At 66.9% G+C, this 16,584-nt stretch carries 21 protein-coding genes; 13 read left to right on the top strand and 8 right to left on the bottom strand.

Features of this window, described 5'->3' with window-relative positions; all coding sequences use genetic code 11:
• Positions 1 to 207: 207 nt before the first annotated feature.
• Positions 208 to 1,677: a lipopolysaccharide biosynthesis protein gene (locus ASE58_RS13685; protein ID WP_055822264.1), complete on the top strand. Its 1,470-nt coding sequence runs from the start codon at positions 208 to 210 to the stop codon at positions 1,675 to 1,677.
• Here the strand turns inward: ASE58_RS13685 and ASE58_RS13680 are convergent.
• Together ASE58_RS13680 and ASE58_RS13675 are read right to left on the bottom strand one after the other, a co-directional pair.
• Complete coding sequence (locus ASE58_RS13680) at positions 1,674 to 2,621, bottom strand: hypothetical protein (RefSeq protein ID WP_055822261.1); 948 nt, start codon at positions 2,619 to 2,621, stop codon at positions 1,674 to 1,676. The two genes, ASE58_RS13685 and ASE58_RS13680, sit on opposite strands and share 4 nt — an antisense overlap.
• Before the next feature lie 45 nt (positions 2,622 to 2,666).
• Complete coding sequence (locus tag ASE58_RS13675; protein WP_055757007.1) at positions 2,667 to 3,089, bottom strand: CBS domain-containing protein; 423 nt, start codon at positions 3,087 to 3,089, stop codon at positions 2,667 to 2,669.
• 91 nt (positions 3,090 to 3,180) lie between these two features.
• Here ASE58_RS13675 and ASE58_RS13670 point away from each other — a divergent pair, with 91 nt between their 5' ends.
• Positions 3,181 to 3,483: a hypothetical protein gene (locus ASE58_RS13670; RefSeq protein WP_055757009.1), complete on the top strand. Its 303-nt coding sequence runs from the start codon at positions 3,181 to 3,183 to the stop codon at positions 3,481 to 3,483.
• 309 nt (positions 3,484 to 3,792) lie between these two features.
• Here ASE58_RS13670 and rpmG read toward each other — a convergent pair whose 3' ends face one another.
• Positions 3,793 to 3,960, bottom strand: coding sequence for a 50S ribosomal protein L33 (rpmG, locus tag ASE58_RS13665; protein ID WP_055757016.1), 168 nt, complete (start codon positions 3,958 to 3,960; stop codon positions 3,793 to 3,795).
• A 182-nt stretch (positions 3,961 to 4,142) separates the two neighbouring features.
• Here rpmG and ASE58_RS13660 point away from each other — a divergent pair, with 182 nt between their 5' ends.
• From ASE58_RS13660 to ASE58_RS13645, 4 genes are all read left to right on the top strand, one after another.
• Complete coding sequence (locus tag ASE58_RS13660) at positions 4,143 to 4,427, top strand: hypothetical protein (protein ID WP_055757018.1); 285 nt, start codon at positions 4,143 to 4,145, stop codon at positions 4,425 to 4,427.
• A gap of 13 nt (positions 4,428 to 4,440) precedes the next feature.
• A complete protein-coding gene (locus ASE58_RS13655) occupies positions 4,441 to 5,001 on the top strand; it encodes a TMEM165/GDT1 family protein (RefSeq protein ID WP_055822258.1) in 561 nt (186 codons plus the stop codon).
• A gap of 106 nt (positions 5,002 to 5,107) precedes the next feature.
• A complete protein-coding gene (locus tag ASE58_RS13650; RefSeq protein ID WP_055757023.1) occupies positions 5,108 to 5,599 on the top strand; it encodes a Dps family protein in 492 nt (163 codons plus the stop codon).
• A gap of 48 nt (positions 5,600 to 5,647) precedes the next feature.
• Positions 5,648 to 7,261 (top strand): cisplatin damage response ATP-dependent DNA ligase, encoded by a 1,614-nt coding sequence (locus ASE58_RS13645; RefSeq protein ID WP_055822255.1) that lies wholly within the window; start codon positions 5,648 to 5,650, stop codon positions 7,259 to 7,261.
• Between the two features lie 45 nt (positions 7,262 to 7,306).
• On the opposite strand, the gene ASE58_RS13640 is transcribed toward ASE58_RS13645, so the two are convergent.
• Genes ASE58_RS13640 through ASE58_RS13630 form a run of 3 tightly spaced genes read right to left on the bottom strand, consistent with a single transcriptional unit; the run spans position 7,307 to position 9,463 of the window.
• Positions 7,307 to 8,107: a glutaminyl-peptide cyclotransferase gene (locus ASE58_RS13640; RefSeq protein ID WP_235513622.1), complete on the bottom strand. Its 801-nt coding sequence runs from the start codon at positions 8,105 to 8,107 to the stop codon at positions 7,307 to 7,309.
• Between the two features lie 44 nt (positions 8,108 to 8,151).
• The gene (locus ASE58_RS13635; RefSeq protein WP_055822251.1) at positions 8,152 to 9,102 is read right to left on the bottom strand and encodes a glutathione S-transferase family protein; all 951 of its coding nucleotides are present in this window, start codon (positions 9,100 to 9,102) and stop codon (positions 8,152 to 8,154) included.
• Between the two features lie 40 nt (positions 9,103 to 9,142).
• Positions 9,143 to 9,463 carry a metalloregulator ArsR/SmtB family transcription factor gene (locus ASE58_RS13630; RefSeq protein ID WP_055757029.1) on the bottom strand — a complete coding sequence of 107 codons (321 nt, stop codon included), beginning with the start codon at positions 9,461 to 9,463 and terminating at the stop codon, positions 9,143 to 9,145.
• An 85-nt stretch (positions 9,464 to 9,548) separates the two neighbouring features.
• On the opposite strand from ASE58_RS13630, the gene ASE58_RS13625 reads away from it, so the two are divergent.
• Together ASE58_RS13625 and ASE58_RS13620 are read left to right on the top strand one after the other, a co-directional pair.
• On the top strand, positions 9,549 to 10,484 hold the full coding sequence (locus ASE58_RS13625) for an acyl-CoA desaturase (RefSeq protein ID WP_055822249.1): 936 nt from the start codon (positions 9,549 to 9,551) through the stop codon (positions 10,482 to 10,484).
• Complete coding sequence (locus ASE58_RS13620) at positions 10,481 to 10,930, top strand: hypothetical protein (protein ID WP_055822246.1); 450 nt, start codon at positions 10,481 to 10,483, stop codon at positions 10,928 to 10,930. Before ASE58_RS13625 ends, ASE58_RS13620 begins: the two co-directional genes overlap by 4 nt.
• A 318-nt stretch (positions 10,931 to 11,248) precedes the next feature.
• On the opposite strand, the gene ASE58_RS13615 is transcribed toward ASE58_RS13620, so the two are convergent.
• Both ASE58_RS13615 and ASE58_RS18495 read right to left on the bottom strand, forming a co-directional pair.
• Positions 11,249 to 11,608 (bottom strand): bleomycin resistance protein, encoded by a 360-nt coding sequence (locus ASE58_RS13615; RefSeq protein WP_055822464.1) that lies wholly within the window; start codon positions 11,606 to 11,608, stop codon positions 11,249 to 11,251.
• Between the two features lie 225 nt (positions 11,609 to 11,833).
• Complete coding sequence (locus tag ASE58_RS18495) at positions 11,834 to 12,703, bottom strand: cold-shock protein (RefSeq protein ID WP_055822243.1); 870 nt, start codon at positions 12,701 to 12,703, stop codon at positions 11,834 to 11,836.
• Positions 12,704 to 12,910: 207 nt separating this feature from the next.
• Here ASE58_RS18495 and ASE58_RS13605 point away from each other — a divergent pair, with 207 nt between their 5' ends.
• The 5 genes from ASE58_RS13605 to lptB all read left to right on the top strand — a co-directional run bounded on the left by ASE58_RS13605 (position 12,911) and on the right by lptB (position 16,566).
• Positions 12,911 to 13,729 (top strand): TerC family protein, encoded by an 819-nt coding sequence (locus ASE58_RS13605; RefSeq protein ID WP_055822240.1) that lies wholly within the window; start codon positions 12,911 to 12,913, stop codon positions 13,727 to 13,729.
• 9 nt (positions 13,730 to 13,738) lie between these two features.
• Entirely contained in the window at positions 13,739 to 14,359 is a 621-nt protein-coding gene (locus tag ASE58_RS13600) for a ribonuclease D (RefSeq protein WP_055757039.1), read from the top strand.
• 10 nt (positions 14,360 to 14,369) lie between these two features.
• Positions 14,370 to 15,008 (top strand): LPS export ABC transporter periplasmic protein LptC, encoded by a 639-nt coding sequence (gene lptC / locus ASE58_RS13595; RefSeq protein WP_055822237.1) that lies wholly within the window; start codon positions 14,370 to 14,372, stop codon positions 15,006 to 15,008.
• Between the two features lie 6 nt (positions 15,009 to 15,014).
• Positions 15,015 to 15,557 (top strand): LptA/OstA family protein, encoded by a 543-nt coding sequence (locus ASE58_RS13590; RefSeq protein WP_055822234.1) that lies wholly within the window; start codon positions 15,015 to 15,017, stop codon positions 15,555 to 15,557.
• 223 nt (positions 15,558 to 15,780) lie between these two features.
• Positions 15,781 to 16,566, top strand: a complete 786-nt coding sequence (gene lptB / locus ASE58_RS13585; RefSeq protein ID WP_082468015.1) for an LPS export ABC transporter ATP-binding protein — start codon at positions 15,781 to 15,783, stop codon at positions 16,564 to 16,566.
• The last annotated feature ends 18 nt before the right edge of the window (positions 16,567 to 16,584 follow it).

Genomic DNA, 16,584 nt, shown 5'->3' with positions numbered 1-16,584 from the left:
CTACCCCTCTTAGGAAGGGCGCTTGCTTCGCCTGCGTTTCGCTGTCTCGGTAGAAGCGAGTAACTCGCCCCGTCCGGTGAACAGCCCTCTACGGGGGGTGACGGAAACCGTCAACGACTTTTTGCAATTTTGTTTCGAGAAAGTTTCAGATTGGCGGAAATCCGCGGGTTTACGCCCTTTCAATCCCTGGGGTTACAAGGTGGGTCGATGGAACTCCCCGCCGAATCAACCACTCCCCCGCCCGAAACGCTGCGCAAACAGGTGCGCCGGGCCGTCATCTGGCGCTCGGGCAGCCAGATCGTCGGGCAGATGGTGTCGTGGGCGTCGACCTTCCTTGTCATCCGGCTCCTGACGCCGGGGGATTATGGGCTGGTCGCGATGACCGGGGTCGTACTGCTACTGCTCAACATGCTGAACGGGCACGGCCTCGCCAACGCCCTGATCCAGCATGGCGAGGTGTCGCAGCGCGAACAGCGGCAGGTGTTCGGGATGCTCCTGCTGCTCAACCTCGTGCTGGGCGGCATCCAGTTCCTGCTCGCCCCCCTCGCCGCCGCCTATTATCGCGAGCCGTTCGTCGCCGACTTATTGCGGGTGCAGGCGCTGCTGTACCTCACCACGCCATTCAGCTCCTTTGCCTATGCATTGCTGGCGCGGCGGATGGACTTCCATCGGCAGGCGCAGGTCAATTTGTTGTCGTCGCTGGCCGGTGCGCTGGCAGCGATCGGCGGGGCCTATGCCGGGCTGGGCGTCTGGACGCTGGTGCTGGCACCAGCGATCTTGTTCACCACCCGCGCGATCGGGCTGATGATCGCCGCCCATGCGTGGATGTGGCCGAGCTTCGACTTTCGCGGCGCGGGCCATCTCGCGCGCTATGGCGGGATCGTGGCGGGGGCCAGCCTGCTGAGCTTTGCGCAGAGCCAGGCCGATATCCTCGTCGCCGGGCGCTTCTTCGATGCCCATGCGGTCGGCATCTACACCACCGCGCTGTTCCTCACCCAGATTTTCACCAACAAGGTCGTGCCGCCGATCAACGAGGTTGCCTTTTCCGCCTATGCCCGGATGCGCGACGATCCGGCGGCGGTGGCGGCAGGGTTCGTGCGGTCGGTGCGGGTGCTGATGCTGGTCGCGGTGCCGTTCTTCATCGGCCTTGCCGTCACCGCGCGGCCGGCGGTGGCGATCGCGCTCGGGCCGAAATGGTCCGATGCCGCGCCGCTGGTCGCGCTGCTCGGCATCGCCATGCCGTTCATGACGCTGCAGGCGCTGTTCCCGCCCGCCGTCGACGCGCTGGGCAAGCCCGGCACCACGGCGGGCACGACCGCGATCGGCGCGATCCTGCTGCCGATCGCGTTCCTGATCGGGGCGCGTTTCGGGATCGCGGGGGTGGCGGGCGCATGGATCGTCGCGCACCCGCTGCTGCTGGGCATCGTCGCGGTGCGCGCGCTGCCGGTGATCGGACTGTCGGTGGGCAGCTTTGCCCGCGCGGTGGCGCCGGCGTTCGGGGCGGGCGCGGCGATGGCAGGGGCGGTGACGCTGGCCGCCCATGCCGCGGGGCCGTTGTCGCCGCTGCCGATGCTGGCGCTGTCGGCGGCGGTCGGCGGCGCGGTCTATGCCGGCAGCTTGTGGCTGTTCGCGCGCGGTGCCGTGCTGGACGCCTGGGCGATGCTGCGGCGGTCCTAACCCAGCCGGTCGATCGCGGTGCGGGTCGCCGCCAGATACGCATCGCCATGGAAGCGATAGGTGCCGATGAAGTGTACGAACGCCGCATCGCCGGCAAACCGTGCGCGGCCGAACAGCGCGGCGTTCCAGAAATTCCAGTAGCGATCATAGGGCAGCAGCAGCGGATCGCGCCCGTTGGCGACAACGAAGTTCGACGTCACCTGCTCGCTGCCCCAGCGCGACCAACTCGCCCGCCCGATCGCCCCGTCCATCGCCTGCGAAAACTTTTCCGCGAGCGCCCGCCCCGGCCCGCCCGGCGCAAAGCCGGCAAAGCCCGAACAGCCACGCACATAGCGCAGCCGGTCGTGGCCCGGAATCGCCAGCCATCCGATCGCCGCCTCCGCCGCGTCCTGCACATGCAGTCCGGGGGATCGCGGATCGACGCCGATCCGGTCGGCGGCAAGTTCGGCCGCCGCGCGAATCTCGGACCCCGCCTCCCCGCGCAACGTGAAGTCGCGCCCGGCATCGATCGCCGCGCGCACCTCCGCCAGATTGCCCAGCGTCACCGTGTCCGAATCGACCTGGATGACATAGGCGTCGGCACGCAGGTCGAGGATGGTCAGCAATCGCTCCCACGTCCCCCCGCGCGGGCACGGCCCGGTATCGACATCGCCGATCGCAATGATGCGCGGGGCGTTCAGGTGATGCGCCAGCACCGCATGGTCGGCGGCGGTCAGTGTCCCGTCGTCGAGGATCACCACCCGCCCGCGCCCCAGCTGCTGCCGCAGCGACTTCACCGCGACCAGATAGGGCAGTAGCACCGCCGTCCCGATCATCGAGAACAGGATGACGCCATCGTCGCCCTGCGCGATCGGCGGGGTGCGCAGCACGCGGCGCGCCAGCCGCCGGTGCAGCCGCTGCTTGACGTGCCAGTTAAGATGTTCGGCGAGCGAGGGAGAAGCCATGATGCCGCTGTATCGTGGCCGCCTTAACCGCCGGTCAACGGCCGCTCACGCCTGCTGGATATAGGCGCGCATCGCGCTCGCTTCCGCCTCGATCCCGTCGATGCGGTGCTTGACCAGATCGCCGATCGACACGAACCCGACCAGCACCTCCCCCTCCACGACCGGCAGGTGGCGGATGCGCCGCTGCGTCATCAGCGACAGCGCGCCCAGGATCGACGCGGCGGGCGGCACGGTCACCACCGGGCTGGTCATCCGCTCGCCGACCGCCATCTCCAGCACGTCGCCGCCGACCTCGGCCAGCGCGTGCACGACGTCGCGTTCGGAAAAGATGCCGGCGACCTTGCCCTCCACCAGCACCGGCACCGCGCCGATGCGGTGCCGCGTCAACAATGCCACCACGTCGCGCACCGGCATGTCGGCGCCCACCGACACCACATCGCGTCCGCCCGAAATCGCTGCGATCGTCATCGCCCTCTCCTTACTGTCCGGCGCGGCAGTTCGCTCCCGCACGCGCGTCCACGGCCTTGAGAATTCCACGCTTCGCGCCCATTGAAAAGCCATGGCGAACGATCTGGACGATCCCGACTATGCCGCGTTCGCGTGGGCCCGCTTTCGCTGGCTGCTGAAGATCATGGCCGGCATCGCGGTCGCCGCCGCGCTGGTCGCGCTGGGCGGCATCTGGTGGTGGGTCGGGTCGATGAACTGGATCATCGCCGCCGCGACTTTGGGCGGGGTCGGCGGGTCGGTGATGCTGGGCGGCGCGCTGATGGCGCTGGTGTTCTTGAGCAACGGATCGGGCCATGACGCCGCGGTCGATGCGTTCAACGCCGATCGCGATCCGGGGCGGGATTTGCGGGGGTAGGCGACATTGTGGCTTTGGGTGCGACCCACCCTTTTCGTCACTCCCGCGAAGGCGGGAGTCCATATTCGCTGGCGTCGATACTTCTGCCGAAACGATAGCGGCTATGGATTCCCGCCTTCGCGGGAATGACGGGCTCTCGGGGCGAGAGCAACCTCACCCCACCCGTCACCCCGGGCTTGACCCGGGGTGACGATGCGGGAAGGTCAGCGACCTCCAACAACCCCAAAACGCAAAACCCGCCGGACGCCTTGTCGGCCCCCGGCGGGTTTTCGCGGTAAACGACCGGCCCGTGACCAGGCCGACAAGCGCTTACTTGATCTTCGCTTCCTTGAACTCGACATGCTTGCGCACGACCGGGTCATACTTACGGAAGGTCAGCTTCTCGGTCTGGTTGCGCGGGTTCTTCTTGGTGACATAGAAGAAGCCGGTATCGGCCGAGCTTACGAGCTTGATCTTGACGGTGGTCGGCTTTGCCATGACCCAAAATTCCCTTGGGCATGACGCCCGCAAATGACAATGGAAAGCGACCCGCCACGACGCGGGCTGCTGCAAGTTGGGGGCGCATGCGGCAATCCGGCGTTTGAGTCAAGGCCGGACGCCTTCACTCGACCGTAACCTCTGGCGCGCAGGATGCGATTCAAGCAGTTGGGGAGGCAACCATGCGGATCGAGTCGGTACATATCGATGCAGAGCGGGCGATGACGATGGGCGGCGGCACCCATCCCTTTGCCGAGATCGAGGCGATTCGCGCGATCGCCACCGCCGAATCCAGCCTGCCGGCGCTGTCGGTCCTGGCGCTGGTCGATGCCGCCATCGCGCGCGGCGAACGCACCTCGCTCCACGAATGGACCGCCCTTGCCCGCGATGCGGTGCGGTGCGGACGCAGCGACATCGCAACGGCGCAGGCCTATGCCGCTGCCTGTTCGGTTCGCCTCGCCGGCTGATCCCGTTACGTAGATGGACCCGCTCGTCCCCGCGCTCGTCGCGGTCCTGCTGGCGGGGGTCGGCGATCGTCCGCCGCTGCTGACCGCGATCCTTGCCGACCGCCACGGATCGGCGGCGACCATCGGCGGCATCGTCGCGCAGGCGATCGGCTTCGTCCTGGCCGCGATCGGCGGCACCCTGGTCGCGCCGTATCTGTCACCCAATGCGCGCAGCCTGTTGCTGGCGCTCGCGCTGCTCTCGGCCGGGGCATCCTCCCTGTTCGCCGCGCGGATCAAGGACCGGCTGGACCATTGGCGGCTGCCCGGCTGGCTGACCGGTTTCCTCGGCCTCGGCATCCTCGCGCTCGGCGATCGCGGGCAGTTCCTCGTCTTCGCCCTCGTCGCGCGCACGCCCGATCCGGTGGCCGGCGCGATCGGCGCGACGCTGGCCGCCATCGCCCTGTCCGCAGCGGCGGGCACGCTGGGCGAGCGTGGCTGGCAATCGCTGCCGTTCCGGGCGATCCGGCCGGTCGTGGCGGGGCTGTTGCTGGTCAGCGGGGCAATCGTCGGACTGGGCGCGCTGCGGCTGCTGTGATCCAGCGAGTCGATCATTACGACAGGAATTTTTGCCCGGACGGGCAGGGAAAGATTCGGCATCGCAATCGTTGCTCAACCGAATCATATCCAGCCGGAGATATCCCGTGACCAACCCCGCGCTCGACACGCCGACCGACCTGCCCAACAACAAGGTCGCCAGCGTCGCCGACGGCTTGAACGCCGCGCTCGCCGACTGCTTCACCCTGTACCTGAAGACCAAGAACTTCCACTGGCACGTGTCCGGCCCGCATTTCCGCGACTATCACCTGATGCTCGACGATCAGGCCGCGCAGATCCTTGCCGTGACCGACGTGATCGCGGAACGCGTGCGCAAGACGGGCAACACCTCGCTGCGGTCGATCGGCGACATTGCCCGCCGCACCGCGATCAAGGACAATGACAAGGACTTCGTGAAGCCCGACGACATGCTCGCCGAGCTGCGCGACGACAATCTCAAGCTGGTCGAGCGGTTGCGCGAAGCCCGCGAAGCCGCCGAGGAAGCGGGCGACACCGCCACCAGCAGCCTTGCCGACGACTGGATCGATCAGGCCGAGGAACGCGCCTGGTTCCTGTTCGAAACCGCGCGCAAGGGCTGATCCGCCGGGCGGGGCGGCCGGTGTCGCCCCGTCCTCCGGACCATGAATATGCGCGCCTTTGCCGATCTGCTCGACCGATTGATCTATACCCGGTCGCGCAATGCCAAGCTGGCGTTGATCGGCGCCTATCTGCGCGACACGCCCGATCCCGACCGCGGCTGGGCGATCGCCGCGCTGACCGGCGATCTCGACCTGCCGGCGGTCAAGTCCGCCACCATCCGCGCGCTGATTACCGAACGGACCGATCCGGTGCTGTTCGCGATGAGCCGCGATTTCGTCGGCGACACCGCCGAAACCGTCGCACTGCTGTGGCCCGAACCCCCGCCGGGCAGCATTGCCGATGGTGATCCACTCACCCTCGACAGTGTCGTCACCCGCCTTGCCGCGCTGTCGCGTTCGGATGCGCCGCGCGCACTCGCCGACATGCTCGACCGGCTCGAATCGGACGAACGCTTCGCCCTGCTGAAACTCGCGACCGGGGGCCTGCGCGTCGGCGTCTCCGCGCGTCTGGCGAAGACCGCGTTGGCCCAGGCGTTCGGCCTCGACGTCGATGCGGTGGAGGAGGTTTGGCACGGCCTCGCCCCGCCCTATGCCGAACTGTTCGACTGGGCAGAGGGGCGCGCCGAACAGCCGCACGCCGCCGACCTGCCGGTGTTCCGCTCGTTCATGCTCGCCCATCCGCTCGACGACGGCATCGTCGACCTCGCCGACTATGCCGCCGAATGGAAATGGGATGGCATCCGGGTGCAGCTGGTCCATGTCGCCGGCGAGACCCGCCTCTACAGCCGCGCGGGCGACGACATCACCGCCGCCTTTCCCGAAGTCGCCGCCGCGTTTCGCACGCCCGGCGTCCTCGACGGCGAACTGCTGGTGCGGGGTCAGGGCCAGGGTGGTTCGCTCCACGCCGACGATACCGGCGCGGCCAGTTTCAACGCGCTCCAGCAACGATTGGGGCGGAAGCTGGTGTCGAAGGCAATGCTGGCCGACTATCCCGCCTTCGTCCGCCTCTACGACATATTGTTCGACGGTACGGAGGACCTGCGCGAGCGCCCCTGGCACGAACGCCGCGCCCGGTTGGAGGCGTTCGTACCCCGGCTCGATCCGACCACCTTCGACCTCTCCCGCCTGATCGACGCCGCCAGCTTCGCCGACCTTGCCGACATCCGGTCGCGCGCCCGCGATTCGGCGATCGAGGGGGTCATGCTGAAGCGCCGCGACTCCCCCTATGTCGCCGGCCGCCGCGTCGGGCTGTGGTATAAATGGAAGCGCGATCCGCTCATCGCCGATTGCGTGATGATGTACGCCCAGCGCGGCAGCGGCAAACGCTCGTCCTTCTATTCCGACTATACCTTCGGCTGCTGGACCGCCGATCCGGCCGAAGGCGGCGAACTGCTGCCGGTGGGCAAGGCCTATTCGGGCTTCACCGATGCCGAGCTGAAGGACATCGACCGGTTCGTGCGCCAGCACACCGTCAACCGCTTCGGCCCGGTACGCGAGGTGGAAAAGACATTGGTGCTGGAGGTCGCGTTCGATTCGATCCATGCCTCGAAACGCCACAAATCGGGCGTCGCCATGCGCTTCCCCCGCATCAGCCGCATCCGCACCGACAAGCCCGCGGCAGAGGCGGACCTCATCGCGACCCTGCTGAAGCTGGTGAGTTAAGGCATCGTCACACGAAACCGTACCCCCGCGCAGGCGGAGATACGCCTACCCCTGAGGCACCGGCTCCAACGCGATCTCGAACAGCGTTGGCCACCATTTCCCCGTCACGAACAAGCGCTTCCCCGTCGCATCCCACGCGATCCCGTTCAGCACCGCCTCCGGATCGAGCGGCCCCAGTTCCGCACGCAACGGCGCGAGGTCGACCAGCGCATCGACCTCGCCGGTCGCCGGATCGATCCGCACGATATAGTCGCGGTGCCAGATATTGCCCCACAGCTTGCCGTCGATCATCTCCAGCTCGTTGAGGTTGTGCACCGGCCGGCCATTGGCGGTGATCGTCACCCGCCGCTGCTCCTTGAACGTCTTGGGGTCCATGAAGCGCAAGGTCGGCGTCCCGTCCGACAGGATCAGTGACCTGCCATCGCTCGCCAGCCCCCAGCCTTCGCCGGAATAGCGCGCGCGACCGACCGATTTCAGCGTCTTGCGGTCCCAGCGATGCGCGATCCCGTCCTGCCACGTGATGCTGACCAGCTGCGCGCCATCGACCGCCAGCCCCTCGCCGAACTGCAGCCCCGGCAGCTTCGTGCGCGCCAGCACCTTGCCGTCGCTCAACCGCACCCGCCGCACATCGGACACGCCGGGCTGGCCGGTGCTTTCGAACAGGCTGCCGTCCTGCCACACCAACCCTTGCGTGAACGCGGTGCGATCATGCGGATAGCGCGCGACGATCCGCGCCCCGATCGCCTCGACCGGGACCGGCACATGCGCGGCGGGCGGCGCGCCGGTCTGTGCGACGGCGGCGGTGGTGGCGAGCGCGAGGCTCAGCGGCAACGTCCAACGGATCATGCGCATTCTTGTCCTCGCCCCATGCTTGCCGGCACCTGAACCGTTCAGAACGGCACCGCCGGCCCGGCCGGCACGATGCCGGTCGGATTGATATCTTTATGGCTGCGATAATAGTGCGTCTTGATCTGGTCGAGGTCGATCGTGTCGCCAACACCGGGCAGCGCGGCGATCCGTTCGGTCAGCGCGCGCAGCCGTGGATAATCGACCAGCCGGCGAATATTGCACTTGAAATGCCCGTGATAGACCGGGTCGAACCGCACCAATGTCGTGAACAGCCGGATATCCGCCTCGGTCAGCCGATCGCCGACCAGCCAGTCACCGGTCAGCCGATCCTCCAGCCAGTCGAGCGAATCGAACAGGGCATGGACCGCCGTGTCATACGCGTCCTGCGTCGTCGCAAAGCCCGCGCGGTAGACGCCGTTGTTCACGGTTTCATAGACCCGCGCGTTCACCGCATCGATCTCGCTGCGCAGTTCCTCTGGGTAGAAGTCGCCCGGCGTCGCGCCCAGATCGTCGAACGCCGTATTCAGCATCCGGATGATCTCCGACGATTCGTTGTTCACGATCCGCCGGTCCTGCTTGTCCCACAGGACGGGCACCGTGACCTTTCCGGTCATCCCCGGACTGGCCATGGTATAGAGCTGGTGCAGGTGATCGACGCCGTTCACCGGATCGCCCGTCCCGCCGAACGCCTGGGCAAAGCTCCACCCCTGCGCACCCATCAGGGGCCCCACGACCGTCACCGGCAACAGTGTCTCCAGCCCCTTCAGCGCGCGGACGACCAACGTGCGATGCGCCCACGGACAGGCGAGGCTGACATAGAGGTGATAGCGATCCGCCGCCGCCGGTACGCCGGCCTGTCCGTCGGGCCCCGGCGATCCGTCGCGGGTCAGCCAGTCGCGAAACCCGCTTTCCGCCCGCTGGAAATTGCCCGACGCATCGGTCGGCGCGACCGGCGTCTCGTTGGTCCACATCCCGTCCTGCACCATACCCATCGGCGATTCGTCTCCGCTGTCGTCGCCGGGGGGAACGCGCCTACCCCGCGTCGGGGTTCCCGCCATCCCGCCGCGCCGCGCTTTCGCGCTTCAGCGGCCGGCTGACCGGGCAGACTTCCTGCACGAACCCGTTCAGCGTGTTGGTCAGATTGTCGGGCACCAGCCGGTAATAGACGAACTGTCCGCGCTTCTCGCTGCTGACCAAACCCGCCGATTCGAGGATCGAGAGATGCTGCGAAATCGACGGTTTCGACATGTCGAACCGCGCCGCGATCTCGCCCGCGCTCAATTCCGCATGGGCCAGATAGGCAAGGATCTTGCGCCGGGGTACCGACGCCAATGCTTCGAACACACGCTGCATGCGACCGGAGATAGGCGCGAACGGCCGGCTTGACAAACATGCTTCGTTATTTAGGTTATTTCCTAATTACCGAAGGATAGTCGGCATGAGTGACGGTTCGACACTGCGGATGAAGGCGACCGCAACCAGCGATGCGGTGAACGGCCAGGTCCGCTGGGCCCAGATGCGGTCGTTGTGGATCGGCGGCATGACGCTGGCCGCACTCGCCCTCGCGCCGTTCCACGTCACGTGGGGCAGCGTGGCCCTGTTCCTCGTGACCAGCGGCATCACGCTATGCGCCGGGCATTCGGTCGGGCTGCACCGGCTGCTGATCCATCGCAGCTTCGTCGCGCCAAGCTGGCTCGAACGCGTGCTCGTCTATCTCGGCACGCTGGTCGGCATGGCCGGGCCGCTCGGCATGGTCCGGCTGCACGACATGCGCGACTGGGCACAGCGCCAGCCGGAATGCCACCCGCTCCACGCGCATCGCGCCCCGATGGCAAAGGATGCATGGTGGCAAATGCATTGCCGGCTCGACCTCACCCATCCGCCGCGCTTCGAACCCGAACCCTATCTGCGCGACGATCGGTTCCTGCGCTGGTTGGAGGCAAGCTGGATGGCGCAGCAACTCCCCTGGGCGCTGCTGTTCCTTGGCATTGGCGGACTGCCATGGCTGGTGTGGGGGGTGCCGGTGCGCGTCGCGGTCGGCGTCACCGGCCACTGGCTGGTCGGCCACATCACCCATCGCACCGGCCCGGCGGGCTGGGTGATCGATGGCGCCGCCGTGCAGGGCCACGACCTGCCCGCCGCCGCGCTCATCACCTTTGGCGAGGCATGGCACGGCAACCACCATGCCTTTCCCGAATCGGCCCGGCTGGGGATTTTGCTGGGGCAGCATGATCCTGGCTGGTGGCTGTTGCTGGCGCTCAGGCGGATCGGCTGGGTCAGCGCGCTGAACGAACCGGCGCACCTGCCGCCGCGTGCGGGATTGCGGCAGGTCGGCATGGACGCCCCCTGTATCGGAAAGGTCGCAACGTCATGACGGCCAGACCACGCCCTTCCTTCCAGCGCCGGGCAACCGCGCTGACGATCGCCGCGTTCGCAGCGGTAGCAGAAATCTCGGTCATCTCCCTCGGCTACGAGATGCTCCAGCGTCTTGTCTATCGGGGCGAGTACGAGATCGACGCGTTCGTCACGTTTCTGACCCTGTACCTGATTTTCGGAGCGATCATCGCCGTTCCGCTGTGCCTCGCGATTGGCTTGCCGCTTTGGTACCTTGCCATGCGAACCGCGCGCGAACGTCGAAGCGACGCTGTGCGATTTGGACTGGCCGCCGGCGCGATCATCGGATGGATCATTTCCTTCCTGTCGACCGATGGCACCCAAGCGTCGGTCACCTTCGACATCTTGCTGCTATTCCTGCTCTTTTGCGGTGCAGGCATTTCCACCGGCTGGATCGCGCATCGCCTCGGCTATCCCCGGCCCTGAGCATCCGATGTCGCCGCGACCATTCGCTCCGACGCACTTGGCCCCCACCGGCAAAGATCGATCGGCATCGTCTGCGCTACGCGACAGCCCCGGCAAGCATGGTGCCATCCAGCCCCGCCGCATCCGCAGCCAGACGACGCCTATTCCTTGCCGAGCGCACCGTTACGCAGGGGATATGACCCGAATATCGCTCCGTCCCCAAACGTGATCCCGGTACAGGCGGGGTTCGCTTGATTCCGGTATGGAACAAGCGCCGCTCGCGGCCCAAGCCTTCGCCGGAACGATGGCCCCGTTTCGATGGGTAGGGCACCGCCCACGTTAACCCGCCCCGATCAACCGTAGCAGCGAGCAATCGGGATCGAGCAGCGCCCCGATCCGCAATCCGTTTTGCGGCACCGGCGGCTGCAGTCGCGGATAACCGGTGGTCTTCACCGGCACCCCGGCTGCCAGCGCCACCGCATAAAAGCCGTCGACATCATCGAGTCGCAGACAGCTACCATAGCCACTGGTCGTCGGATCGAAATCGGGCCAGGGAAAGAACTCCAGCTGCAGGTCGCCCCGCGTCAGGATCATCCATCCCGCATCGCGCCACGCCTCTCCGAACCCCAGCTTCGCATAGAAAGCCGATGTCACCGCGAAATCACGCGATGGCAGATTGGGTGTTGCGCGGTCCATCATCATCCTCGCTCGGAATAGCGTAGCGACCATCCCACCGGACGTCGCAAACAGGCGCAAAGAATGCCTCCCCCGCCATCGCCCGGCAACAGGCCCGTCGCCCGCCGATGCGAAGGCTCCGCTTCCGCCACGGCACGCGGGCGGGGGCCCCCGACGCCGCCCCAAACGAAAAGAGGCCGGCTATCCCTTCGGACAGCCGGCCCCATTTTCATCGCCGAAGCGAGAACCTCACAGCTTGTTGAGGTTCACCGCTGCGTGCTTGCCGCGACGATCGACTTCCAGCTCGAACTCGAGCCGGTCGCCTTCGTTGAGGGTCGGCAGACCCGCACGCTCGACGGCCGAGATGTGGACGAATGCGTCCGGCTGGCCATCGTCGCGCTGGATGAAGCCAAAGCCCTTCATCGCGTTGAAGAACTTCACAACGCCGCTGGCGCGCTCGCCGGTCAGCTGACGCTGCGGGCCGCCCATGCCGCCGCCTGCACCGCCACGCGGGCCGGCATCACGCGGTTCGCGCGGCGCACCGCCACCGGTGACTTCCATCGGCTCGCCGTCGATCTTGAGGTCGGTCGCCGAGATGCGGCCGCCACGATCGACGAGGGTGAAGCCCATCGGCTGACCTTCGGCAAGGGCGCTGAGGCCCGCCTGCTCGACGGCCGAGATGTGGACGAACACGTCTTCGCCGCCGTCATCGCGCACGACGAAGCCGAAGCCCTTCTGCGCGTTGAAGAACTTGACCACGCCGGTTGCTTCGCCAACGACCTGCGGGGGCATGCCGCGGCCACCGCCGCCGCCACCACCGAAGCCGCCGCCACCGCCACGGAAACCGCCGCCGCCGCCGCCGCCGAAGCCGCCGCGATCACCGCCGCCGAAGCCACCACGGTCGCCGCCGCCGCCGAAGCCACCGCCGCCACCGAAGCCGCCACGATCGCCACCGCCGAAGCCGCCGCCACCGAAACCACCACGGTCGCCGCCAAAGCCGCCGCCGCCGAAGCCACCGCCGCCGCCGTAGCTGCTGCCGCCGCCTTCGTCACCAAAACCGTCGCGCTTGTCCCTGCCGCGCCCACCGCGCTCGCCGCGCCGTCCTCGATCGAAACTCATTGCCCTGTTCGTCTTCCCGGTTCGCCCAACTTCATCGTAAACCCAAGCGTCGAGCGAAAAACGCAGGTGTCCGGGCACCGCCAAACCGGGTGCCACTTCCTTGCCATAGCCTAAAACACGATGGGTCCAAACCTATTTCACCGCAACAATGCGTCTCGTCGTCCCGAACCTTGTACAATTGTGGCGAAAGCGGCACAGATTCGCCCCATGGATACCATTTTCGCGCTGCTGGCCGACCCCGCCGCCTGGGCCGCTTTCCTCACGCTGGTCGTGCTGGAGGTCGTTCTTGGTATCGACAACCTGATCTTCATCTCGATTCTCTCGAACAAGCTGCCCGCGCACCAACAGCAACTGGCGCGGCGAATCGGGATCGGACTGGCGCTGGTCATGCGCCTGCTGCTGCTGTCGATGATCGCGTTCATCGTGTCGCTGACCAACCCGGTGTTCGACCTGGGGATCCAGGGCGCGGCCGATGGCTATGGTCGCCCGACCTTCGAAACCGCCTTTTCGTGGCGCGACCTGATCCTGATCGCGGGCGGGCTGTTCCTGGTGTGGAAGGCGACGAAGGAAATCCATCACACGATGGATGACGAGCCGAGCGGGGATACGCTCGACAAGAAGGGCAGCGTGGCGCTCGGCTTCGGATCGGCGATCGCGCAGATCGTGGCACTCGACATGGTGTTCTCGATCGATTCGATCCTGACCGCGGTCGGCATGACCGACGAGGTGCCGATCATGATGGCCGCCGTGATCGTGACGGTCGGCATCATGCTGGTCGCCGCCGATCCTCTGGCACGCTTCATCAACGCCAATCCGACCGTCGTCATGCTGGCGCTCGGCTTCCTGCTGATGATCGGCGCGGTGCTGATCGCCGACGGCTTCGGCGTGCATGTGCCCAAGGGCTATATCTATGCCGCCATGGCGTTCTCCGCCGGGGTCGAGACGCTCAACATCGTCTCGCGCCGGTCCAAGACGAAGAAGCGCCTGGCCAGAGAAGCCATTGAGCGCAACGCTTCCAACGGCTAGGCGCCACTCATGACCGTTTATTTCCACGAAGAAGACCTGCCCGAAGGCGTCTTCGCCCCCGGCGCCGACATCGCCGTCGATACCGAGACGATGGGCCTCATCACCCCGCGCGACCGGCTGTGCGTCGTCCAGCTGTCCGACGGCGGCGAAGACCAGCATCTGGTCCGCTTCAACCCCGGCAGCAGCTATGCCGCGCCGAACCTGAAGGCGGTGCTGGCCGACCAGACCCGCGTAAAGCTCTATCATTTCGGCCGGTTCGATCTGGCGGCGATCGAATATTATCTGGGCGTCGTCGCCGCGCCGGTGTTCTGCACCAAGATCGCGTCGCGGCTGGTGCGCACCTACACCGATCGTCACGGCCTGAAGGAGCTGGTGCGCGAATTGCTGGGGCAGGATATCTCCAAGCAGCAGCAATCGTCCGACTGGGGCGGCCCGGTCCTGTCGGATGCGCAGCGCGACTATGCCGCGTCCGACGTGCGCTTCCTCCATGCGCTGCGCACCGAACTGGCCAAGCGACTCGACCGCGAAGGGCGCACCGCGCTGGCGCAGGCCTGTTTCGACTTCCTGCCGCACCGCGCGCGGCTGGATATCGCCGGCTGGCCGGAAATCGACATCTTCGCGCACATGTAAGGGTAAGGCCATGTCGGACATCGCCCGCCAGGAACGAACGCGCCGGCAGCGCCGTGCCGCGCCTGGCAGCGCGCATGACCGGCTGATCGCGATCCTGATGGTCGCGCTGCCGATCGGCATCGGCGTGCTGGCGGCGTTCCTGGTCATGGCGCCGCTGTTCATGCGCGGCGATACCAGCTTCGTGCTCGACAAGAACAAGGTCGATGTCGCGCAGGAACGCATGCGCCTGCGCGCCGCCGAATATCGCGGACAGGATGCCAAGGGACAGCCCTTCGTCATCGATGCCGGCTCGGCGGTCCAGAAGAGCTCGGCCGAACCGGTGGTGCAGCTGCAGCAGCTGGCCGCCGGCATCCGCCTGCCCGATGGTCCCGCCCGCCTCACCGCGCCGCGCGGGCGCTATGACATGCGTTCCGAACAGGTCGATGTGCTGGGCCCGATCCAGTTTCGCGCGGCGAACGGCTATTCGCTCGATACCGTCAACGCGACCGTCGACCTGAAGACCCGCAAGCTGCGCAGCGGCAGCGCGGTCACCGGCACCACGTCGATGGGTAATTTCAGCGGCGATCGCCTCGATGCCGATCTGGAGGCACGCACCGTGCGCCTGACCGGCAATGCGCGCTTGCGCATCGATCCCACACGCACGAAATAGTCGCCCATGATTCGTCCTGCGCTCCCCGGCCTCGTCGCCACCCTCGGCCTCCTCGCGATCGCGGGGTCGGCCCCGGCACAGACGCGGCATGATTCGAACGCGCCGATCGACGTGTCGGCCAACGCCATCGAATTGCAGGACAAGCAGCAGCGCGCGGTCTTCACCGGCGGCGCGGTGTTCCGCCAGTCGACCATGACGCTGAACGCCGACCGCGTGGTCATCGCCTATAGCGGGCAGATCACCGATGGCGCGCCGCAGGCGACCCGGATCGACGCGACCGGCAATGTCACGCTGACCCGCCCCGACCAGACCGCGAAGTCGCGCTTCGCCGTGTACGATATCAACCGTCGCGTCGTGACGATGATCGGCGGGGTGCGACTGACGCAGGGGGCCAACACGCTGAACGGCGGGCGGCTGTCCATCGACCTCGACACCGGCCGCGCGACGATCGACGGATCGGGCGTCGGCAGCACCCCTGCCCCCGGCGGCGGTGTGCAGCAGAGCGGCGGCCGCGTCACCGGGCGCTTCTCGGTGCCCAAGCGCAACTGACGCGGCGCTGCACATCGACGATCCATTCGGCCGTCACCCGGGATCACGTCCGGGGTGACGAAATATATGGCGGGTCGTGACGCATCAGGCGTAATTCCGTCGCGCCAGACAGCCAAACCACCGAACAGACCTTCCCTTTTCCCCGCATCCCCTGCAATAATCCTGCCAAAGTCGCGGCAGTAACGCCCCGATACCCATCGCCCAAGCGATCAGGACGTTGCCGATGCCCGACACCACCCTGCTGCCCCCCGCCACCGACACCCGGCCCTTTGCCGAGCCACCCTCGGATCGCGGGTTGTCGGTCGTGTCGATCGCCAAGTCGTACGACAAGCGGGTCGTGCTGTCCGACGTATCGATGTCGGTCGGCCGCGGCGAGGTCGTCGGCCTGCTCGGCCCCAATGGCGCGGGCAAGACCACCAGCTTCTATTCCGCGATGGGCCTCGTAAAGCCCGATGCCGGCCGCATCCTCTTGGATGGCGAGGATATCACCGCGCTGCCGATGTACCGCCGCGCGATCCTGGGCCTTGGCTATCTGCCGCAGGAAACCTCGATCTTTCGCGGGCTGTCGGTTGAAAAGAATATCCTTGCCGTCCTCGAACTGGCCGAACCGGACAAGACGGCGCGTGCCGCCCGGCTCGAACAGCTGCTCGACGAATTCGGCCTTACCCGCCTGCGCAGCGCATCGGCGATGGCACTGTCGGGCGGCGAGCGGCGGCGCGCCGAAATCGCCCGCGCGCTGGCGGCCAATCCGACGATCATCCTGCTCGACGAACCGTTCGCCGGCATCGACCCGATCTCGATCGCCGACATCCGCGACCTGGTGATCCAGCTGAAGTCGCGCGGCATCGGCGTGCTCATCACCGACCATAATGTCCGCGAGACACTGGAAATCGTCGACCGCGCCTACATCATCTATGACGGCCGCGTGCTGTTCGCCGGATCGCCCGCCGAACTAGTCGCCGATGCGAACGTCCGCCGCCTGTATCTGGGCGAGGGTTTCGAACTTTAAGGGGCCAAACTTGCTCGG

Origin of the sequence: Sphingomonas sp. Leaf9 (genome assembly GCF_001421355.1) — a bacterium.
Classification (GTDB): Bacteria; Pseudomonadota; Alphaproteobacteria; order Sphingomonadales; family Sphingomonadaceae; genus Sphingomonas.
The sequence above is the reverse complement of the archived record's forward strand: the minus strand, read 5'-3'. Positions and strand labels throughout refer to the sequence as shown.